9 protein-coding genes are annotated in these 7,399 nt (G+C 38.3%); 4 read left to right on the forward strand and 5 right to left on the reverse strand.

Annotation, left to right across the window (positions count from 1 at the left end; translation table 11 throughout):
• Nucleotides 1-2: 2 nt before the first annotated feature.
• From R2Q78_RS17445 to R2Q78_RS17465, 5 genes are all read right to left on the reverse strand, one after another.
• Nucleotides 3-386 carry a BlaI/MecI/CopY family transcriptional regulator gene (locus R2Q78_RS17445; RefSeq protein ID WP_316793831.1) on the reverse strand — a complete coding sequence of 128 codons (384 nt, stop codon included), beginning with the start codon at nucleotides 384-386 and terminating at the stop codon, nucleotides 3-5.
• A gap of 77 nt (nucleotides 387-463) precedes the next feature.
• Nucleotides 464-1,402, reverse strand: coding sequence for a DUF4835 family protein (locus R2Q78_RS17450; protein ID WP_316793832.1), 939 nt, complete (start codon nucleotides 1,400-1,402; stop codon nucleotides 464-466).
• A gap of 4 nt (nucleotides 1,403-1,406) precedes the next feature.
• A complete protein-coding gene (coaBC, locus tag R2Q78_RS17455; protein WP_316793833.1) occupies nucleotides 1,407-2,600 on the reverse strand; it encodes a bifunctional phosphopantothenoylcysteine decarboxylase/phosphopantothenate--cysteine ligase CoaBC in 1,194 nt (397 codons plus the stop codon).
• A 42-nt stretch (nucleotides 2,601-2,642) separates the two neighbouring features.
• Nucleotides 2,643-2,969, reverse strand: coding sequence for a DNA-directed RNA polymerase subunit omega (locus R2Q78_RS17460; protein ID WP_316793834.1), 327 nt, complete (start codon nucleotides 2,967-2,969; stop codon nucleotides 2,643-2,645).
• Complete coding sequence (locus R2Q78_RS17465; RefSeq protein WP_316793835.1) at nucleotides 2,969-3,892, reverse strand: outer membrane protein assembly factor BamD; 924 nt, start codon at nucleotides 3,890-3,892, stop codon at nucleotides 2,969-2,971. Before R2Q78_RS17465 ends, R2Q78_RS17460 begins: the two co-directional genes overlap by 1 nt.
• Before the next feature lie 187 nt (nucleotides 3,893-4,079).
• Here R2Q78_RS17465 and R2Q78_RS17470 point away from each other — a divergent pair, with 187 nt between their 5' ends.
• Genes R2Q78_RS17470 through R2Q78_RS17485 form a run of 4 tightly spaced genes read left to right on the forward strand, consistent with a single transcriptional unit; the run spans nucleotide 4,080 to nucleotide 6,814 of the window.
• Entirely contained in the window at nucleotides 4,080-4,910 is an 831-nt protein-coding gene (locus R2Q78_RS17470; protein WP_316793836.1) for an ABC transporter ATP-binding protein, read from the forward strand.
• Between the two features lie 4 nt (nucleotides 4,911-4,914).
• A complete protein-coding gene (locus R2Q78_RS17475) occupies nucleotides 4,915-5,691 on the forward strand; it encodes a hypothetical protein (RefSeq protein WP_316793837.1) in 777 nt (258 codons plus the stop codon).
• Nucleotide 5,692: 1 nt separating this feature from the next.
• Entirely contained in the window at nucleotides 5,693-6,070 is a 378-nt protein-coding gene (locus tag R2Q78_RS17480; protein ID WP_316793838.1) for a GntR family transcriptional regulator, read from the forward strand.
• A 24-nt stretch (nucleotides 6,071-6,094) separates the two neighbouring features.
• Nucleotides 6,095-6,814, forward strand: coding sequence for a hypothetical protein (locus tag R2Q78_RS17485; RefSeq protein WP_316793839.1), 720 nt, complete (start codon nucleotides 6,095-6,097; stop codon nucleotides 6,812-6,814).
• Nucleotides 6,815-7,399 lie beyond the last annotated feature (585 nt).

Here is a 7,399-nt window from a genome sequence, read left to right on the forward strand (position 1 = left end):
CCTTATTTTTTCTCTAGTTCATCTAAATATTTTTTTATAGAATCAATCTCGTCTTTGCTTGCACTATGGTTGCCAAGGGCCTGCATGACTAGTCTGGCAGCAGAGCCGTTAAAAACATTGTCTATCATTTTATTCACCAGCTGTTGCTGTGTTTTTTCCTGATTTACCAATGCTTTATAAATGTGTGTTTTTGATGAAGTGTCACGTGACACCAAACCTTTCTCGTGCATAATCTGCATGAGCTTTAGGGTAGTAGTATACCCGGCATCTTTACTTTTTTCCAGAATTTCGTGAACATCCCTAACTGTACATTCACCTTTTTCCCAAAGGATCTGTAAGATCTCCAGTTCGCTTTCGGTCGGCTTAATGTTTTGTCCTGTACTCATATTTGTTTATACGAATTGTTTCGTAATCAAATGTACGAATCTGTTCGTATAAACAAAATATTTTTAACAAAATTTAACTAATTATTTTTAAGTCCCTGTTTTGCAGTATTGTTAAGCTGTTTTAAAGCTTCATACTTGTTAAGATTTGCGGGGTCTATTTCCGCAAGAAGGTTGTAAGCCTTAATGCTGTCGGAAACATCTCCGGTAGGAATGGAGAATACGTTTACCACTTCATCTGCCTTACTGGCAAAATAGAAATTGGGAAAAATAGAACCTATTTTTTGCTTGTCCATCTGCTTGAGACCAGAAAGTAGGGTGATCATTTTCTTTACACCGCGGGGAGCATTGTCCTGTAAACGGTCCAGGCCGTTAAAATGATAATCGTAGATAAAGGCGCGTAGTTCTTCAAACCCTTTGTTTAAAAGATTTTCATTTAGCCAGTACCTGTTTCTTAGACCATCAAATGCCTTCCATCCTTTGTTGGCAGATGCCTGGGCATTGTTTACCACATTGAGCGCTTTTTTGAAATACGGGCTTCCTCCAAGACTGCTAAAGCTGTCTTTGTCGAGGCCAATAATGGTATATGCATAGAATCCTAGCAGAGAACTAAGATTAGAAATGAAATTCTGGTCTGAAAAATCCAGTGACTGACCTTCCGTATAGTTAAAATCAAAATCCTTGTCGCTTAAATTCAGCAATGTGCTGTTATATGCAGAGCCATAAACCGGCCTGCTGGATTGCAGTTGAGCCTCAGCTTTATAAGCTGAGTTTCCATCCCAGTCCGTTATCGTGATCACAAAATTGCATTCGATACGTTCCTGAGGGGTATAAGTTTCATTCGTCCACTTATTGTTATTCAAAAAATCCCTTACAGCTGTTTGCAGTACTTCTATGTTCCTCTTGTCCATATTGGCAACGGTGGGGGCCTGAATTTGGACCCTGGAATTCAATTCCTGAGCTCTGGCAGCAGTTTGATAAAATAAAAAGGATATTAAGATAAATAGATAGCGTTTCATGCTTTTAAACCAGCTTTAATATTTCAAGGCAGATGTCTTTCGCAACTTCGGTCTTTGACTTCATTTCAAAAACAGTTTTCTCAGATGCTTTATTAAATATAGTGATTTTATTGGTATCCCTCTTAAAGCCGGCACCTTTATCATTCAGGGAGTTCAAGACGATCAGGTCGAGGTTCTTTTTAATCAGTTTGCCTCTTGCATGTTCCTCCTCGTTTTCAGTTTCCAGGGCAAAGCCGATCAACAATTGATCAGTAGTTTTCAATTTACCCAAAGTAGCCAGGATATCTTCAGTTTTCTTCAGCTCCAGGCTAAACTGACCTTCTGTTTTTTTTATTTTCTGCTCTGCAGCTGTTACAGGTGTATAGTCTGCTACAGCAGCGCTCATCACTGTAATTTGAGTAGAAGTAAACTCAGATAAGCAGGCTTCAAGCATATCTGCGGCACTAATCACGTCAATCCTTTTTACCGTTTGATTGCTTTTTTCTGCAGTAGGGCCGGTGATCAAAGTAACATTGGCACCCAGTAAAGCGAATTGATCAGCTATAGCAAAACCCATTTTACCAGAGGAGTGATTTCCGATGAAACGTACCGGGTCTATTGCTTCATAAGTAGGGCCGGCGGTAACCATTACTTTTTTGCCAAGCAAGGGTAGGCCTTCTTTTACTGTCGATGATAAGAAATGTATGATTTCTTCAGGTTCAGCCATTCTGCCTTCACCATGGAGGCCACTGGCGAGCTCGCCGCTTCCAGGAGGAATCAGGAGATTGCCATAAGAAATCAGCTGTACGATATTTTGCTGCGTACTTTCATGCTTCCACATATCCAGATCCATTGCCGGAGCAAAAAGGACAGGACATTTTGCTGAAAGGTATACTGCAGTTAATAAATTGTCGCACAATCCTGTCGCCATTTTTGCCAGAGTATTGGCACTGGCAGGCGCAATGAGCATATAGTCGGCCCAAAGACCAAGTTCTACATGGTTGCTCCATACTCCTGTTTCTTCTTCGAAGTATTGTGTATAGACAGGATGTTTAGATAATGTTGCCAGCGTAAGTGGCGTAATGAAGTTGGCCGCATCGGCCGTAAGAATTACTTTGACGTTTGCGCCAGCCTTTACCAGTAGTCGTACCAGAGTTGCTGATTTGTATGCCGCAATGCTGCCGCAAACGCCTAAAATAATGTTTTTATCTTTTAGCATGGTTTTTAATGCATTAATGCAATTTAATCCCTATGCATATAATTATTGTTGCTCTTTAGCGGGATTTCTGTGATAAACTTTATCATTCAGGAACTCATCAATAGCAATCAGAGAAGGCTTAGGTAAGCGCTCATAATGTTTGCTGATCTCAATTTGCTCTCTGTTTTCAAAGATCTCTTCAAGGTTGTCATTTGAAGAAGCAAACTCGGCTAATTTACCGTGTAATTCTTCTTTCATGTTGTTTGAAATCTGATTTGCCCTTTTTGAGATAATTACTAAAGACTCGTAAATGTTTTGAGTTTTACTATCTAAATCATTAACATTTCTGGTAACCGTTGTGTTCGGTATAGCGGGTTTATTAGTATTCATTATTTGTTGGGGGTTTTAATTGTAGTAGTATCTTTTTTGCCTTCTTTATCTAACTGTGCTTTATATTTCTCGTAGTCAGCTTTTCTTGCTGCTAAAACACTTTTTGCGTTAGCTATTCCTTTTTCACTATCTTTTCTTAATTCTTTAGCCTCAGTAAGCAGCTTACTTTCCGGGTGACTTTCAGCAAACTCATCGGCATAGCCAATGGCTTCGTTGTATCTGTCTTCCTGACGTTCTTCAATGCTGTTTTTTGCATATGCAAATTGCGACTTAACAATTAGCAAATCCATCTCTTCAGCATACTTAATATCTGGGAAATCTATTTGCGCATTTTTAAGAGCTACAACAGCAGCTTTGTAATTACTGATGTCATAACCACCAAGCTCATAATACATTTTTGCATTTGAAAAAGCCTTGTCTTCCAGTTTGGCACGCAGTAAGCCTATGTATTTACTTGCATCAGCAGCACGTTCACTTTTTGGATAAAAGTTGATGAATAACTGAAGTGCATCTATAGCTTTGACTGTATTTTCCTGATCCAGGCTAGGCTTAGGAGATTCCAGGTAATAACAATAGGCACCCATGTACCTGCATTCTTCAGCATATCTGCTGGTAGGATAGGTATCTGCAAATGTCTTAAATTGAAATCTTGCAGTAGTATAATCTCTTAATTTGAAGAGAGTTAATGCATAGTAATAGTTCAACTCCTCTGCTTCCGATCTTCCCCTGTACTTCTGTGAAAGGTCCTCAAACAAGATTAAAGCCTTAGCATAATTTTTCTTATTGTATAGCTTTAATGCTTCGCCCATTTTCTTGCCTGTGTCGTTGCTTAGTCTGAGCTTTTCAAACTGACTTTTACAACCCGCAATAGTGAGCGCAATGATGGTGAAACTTAATAATAAAACGTGTTTAATTTTAAACATTCTGCAAAGATAAGTTAATAATACGATACCGTCAATTAAAAATAATAGGACGCTAAGCTATGTAAAGGCATTCATCCTATCAAGTGGTTAACATAATTTAACAAATCACATTTTTTTCTTGCACAATTAAATTTAATATATACATTTGTAGTGTACTAGTTAGGTAATACACTAAAGAAAACTGAATATGATAGAAATCTCTAATTTAACTTTTGGATACAGCAAGGATCAGCTGCTTTTCAAAGACCTAAACCTCCGCTTGTCTGAAGGCCATATTTATGGTTTATTGGGGAAGAATGGAGCAGGAAAATCAACTTTATTGAAAAATATTGCCGGGCTGCTGCATCCGAAAGAAGGCTTCTGCAAGGTCGGCGGACAAAAATCTTCTGACCGTACCCCGGCATTCCTCGAAGGATTGTTTTTCATTCCCGAGGAATTATACGTTCCTGATGTAAGTATCGCCCAGTTTGTAAAAAGCACAGCTCATTTTTATCCCAAATTTGATGAAGCACTTTTTTACAAACTATTATGCGATTTTGATGTTCCGGAGATAAGCCGCTTAAAGCGCCTTTCTTATGGTCAGCAGAAAAAGGTAGTCATAGCCTTTGGTCTTGCAGTCAATACCTCTCTTCTCATTTTAGATGAACCTACAAATGGGCTGGATATACCTTCAAAAGTGCAGTTCAGAAAGGCAATTGCTTCAGCTCTTAGTGACGAGCGATGTGTGATTATATCTACACACCAGGTGCGTGACCTTGATAACCTGATAGACACCCTGCTTGTGCTCGATCGCCAAAAACTGGTGATGAATAAAAGTATTGACGAGATATTGGACAAAGTGCGCTTCACTTCGACATCACAGGTAGAAGAACAGGATGTACTTTATAAGGAGCAGCAGGCAATAGGCATAAATACCATAAGTATCAATAGGGCCGGTGGACAAGGAAAGATTGACATGGAACTGCTTTTCAATGGCATTACCGGCGACAATACTGCAATAATCGAATATTTAAAATAAGATCATGAACAATACATTTAGTTTTAGCCGCTTTGCAAAGCTTTCCAAAAGACATGCGGTAGCACATTACAAACCTTATCTGATGTCTTTGCTGATCATGATAGCCACTCTTTTTCTTTTCCTGGGGTATGCCAGTACTACGCAAAATAGTTTTTTCGGTATAGAACAGTACTCTGTCTTTATGATTTTACTGTTTACATTAGGCGCTATCTTCACATCAGGTATTTTTTCTGAATTCAGCAACCCAAGTAAGTCCATTAGTTTTTTGATGTTGCCCGGTTCCAGCCTGGAAAAATGGCTGGTAGGATGGCTCTATTCTTTTTTGATTTTTCTGGTAGTATATATAATGGCTTTTTATCTGACCGATGTCATCGTAGTTAATATTTCCAATACCTTTTCCAAGCACCCGCAAAAGTTAATGAACCTTTTCGATCCTGAGCTACATTTCTGGCGTGACCTGATGATGTTTACACTGATCCACTCTTTGTCCTTATTCGGCGCTTTGTTTTTCAATAAACATCATTTCCTTAAAATAGCTACGCTGTTTGTGATTTTCTACATCGGACTGATTTTTTTAAATGCATCTTTTCTAAATGTATTTATCAGTAAAGATATTTCAGCAGGCGGTTTGTTCAGTGAGATTTCATTAAATGAAAATAAAAGCTATTACGCTGTTCAGGCATCGGATCTTATAAAATCTTCATTGCCATATTTATTGTTTGTAGTCACTTCTTTAATATGGACTGCAGCTTACTATAAATTGAAAGAAAAAGAAGTTTAGCATGGAATTCAGAGAAAAAGAAGCAATATACCTGCAGATAGCAGCCTATGTTGGCGAACAGATTACGCTTGGGAAATGGCCGGCGGATGAAAAGATTCCATCGGTAAGGGACCTTGCGGTTGATTTACAGGTTAATCCCAATACTGTAGTGAGGGCCTATGAATTTCTGCAAAACAAATCTGTGATCTCCAACAAGAGAGGAATTGGCTTTTTTGTAGAGACAGATGCAAAGGCTAAGATTCGGGAATACAATAAGGAACGATTTTTAAGTCAGGATCTGCCTGAGTTTTTCAAAAGCATATACCTCTTAGATATCAATGTGGATGAAATCGCAGGCCGGTATCAGCAATTTGTGGCGGACAATTACCCCGCTAAATAATTTAAACTATTAAAATAGAAGAATATGAAACTGAGTACCATATTATTTACTGCAGCATTCCTGCTATTCTTTGGGATACTGACTGCATATAATTTCTCCCTGAAAGCCGCTTATCTTACAGGGAATTACAAAAAGCGTTTTAGCGACCATCATTTTACTCCTTTAAACAAGGTGAGCGAAATGCAGATAAAATCAGCCAATTTATTGGATATCGTTGTTGAATATGGCAAACAGGAAGGTATATGGGTGCGCAACAGGATCAAAGATGACATCAAAATACACCAGGACGGCGAAACGCTATTAATTGATCTGATCAATAATAAGGAAATTAGAGATTTTTCGAATAGTTCAAATGAAATTGTGGTTGTATTGAGTCATTTAAGCCAGTTACGGACCTATTATCGTGAGATGAATGATAAAGAAATTGAAGGTAGGATCGGTACGGTTTACTTGAAAAATCTGAAAGAAAAGGGTCTTGATGTCATCCTGAGCGACCAATCCGGAATGTCGATGGACAGTTGTGAGGTCAACTCCTTTAGAGCTACGATAGGAGGGAATGGCGCAAACTCAACTTTACAAATAGTGCCGAGTAATCGGATAGATACTGCCACCTTTGATATCAGAGGCGGGAATTTTCTGGAACTGAATAATTCCGGAATAAAGAAAATTTATTATAAATTATCAGATAGCAGCAAAGTATATATGGTAGGTAAGACCATAAAAACGCTTCAAGCGCCATTGTAGAGACATTATTTAAGGTTGTATCTGCTGTCTTGATTTACGCTGCATAATATATATGTATATCTTGTTAAGGTTGGTGCGATTGTAATCGTATCAACCTTTGACATAATAAGACATAATACTCCGGAGGCCTGTACATTGGTATTGTTGTCGACCGGACAGCATTAGAATTGATAAGGTTGCTTTGGCCTGTATTTGGTCAAAAGCTCTTGATGTGTGCATGCTGCATGTAAAACCTATTGATTTTCTGAGATTACATTATGATCTTTCATTTCTCTCGCTAATTTAGATGTTAATATATTTATGGTCTTGCAGTATAGTAGTCGCTACTAAATAGCCCCTTTGGCTATACCATATACTCACATGTTGCAGACATTGTACACACTTTTTACAGAAAAAGATACCTGTTTATGTATTATTTGTGTACGAGGTGTGTAGAAAGTGTGAAGAAGTTATTTTGATGTGAAGCAGCAGATCGGAAGAGTGAGTATAGATAGATTCCGGCTTGCTTTGGGGCTATACAAGTATGGATATGGGTTTGTTTGCTTATGTTGATGAATTTTTCTGGTTGAAATATAGTGGGTTACA

This window comes from Pedobacter frigoris (genome assembly GCF_032678645.1).
In the GTDB taxonomy this organism is placed as follows: domain Bacteria; phylum Bacteroidota; class Bacteroidia; order Sphingobacteriales; family Sphingobacteriaceae; genus Pedobacter; species Pedobacter frigoris_A.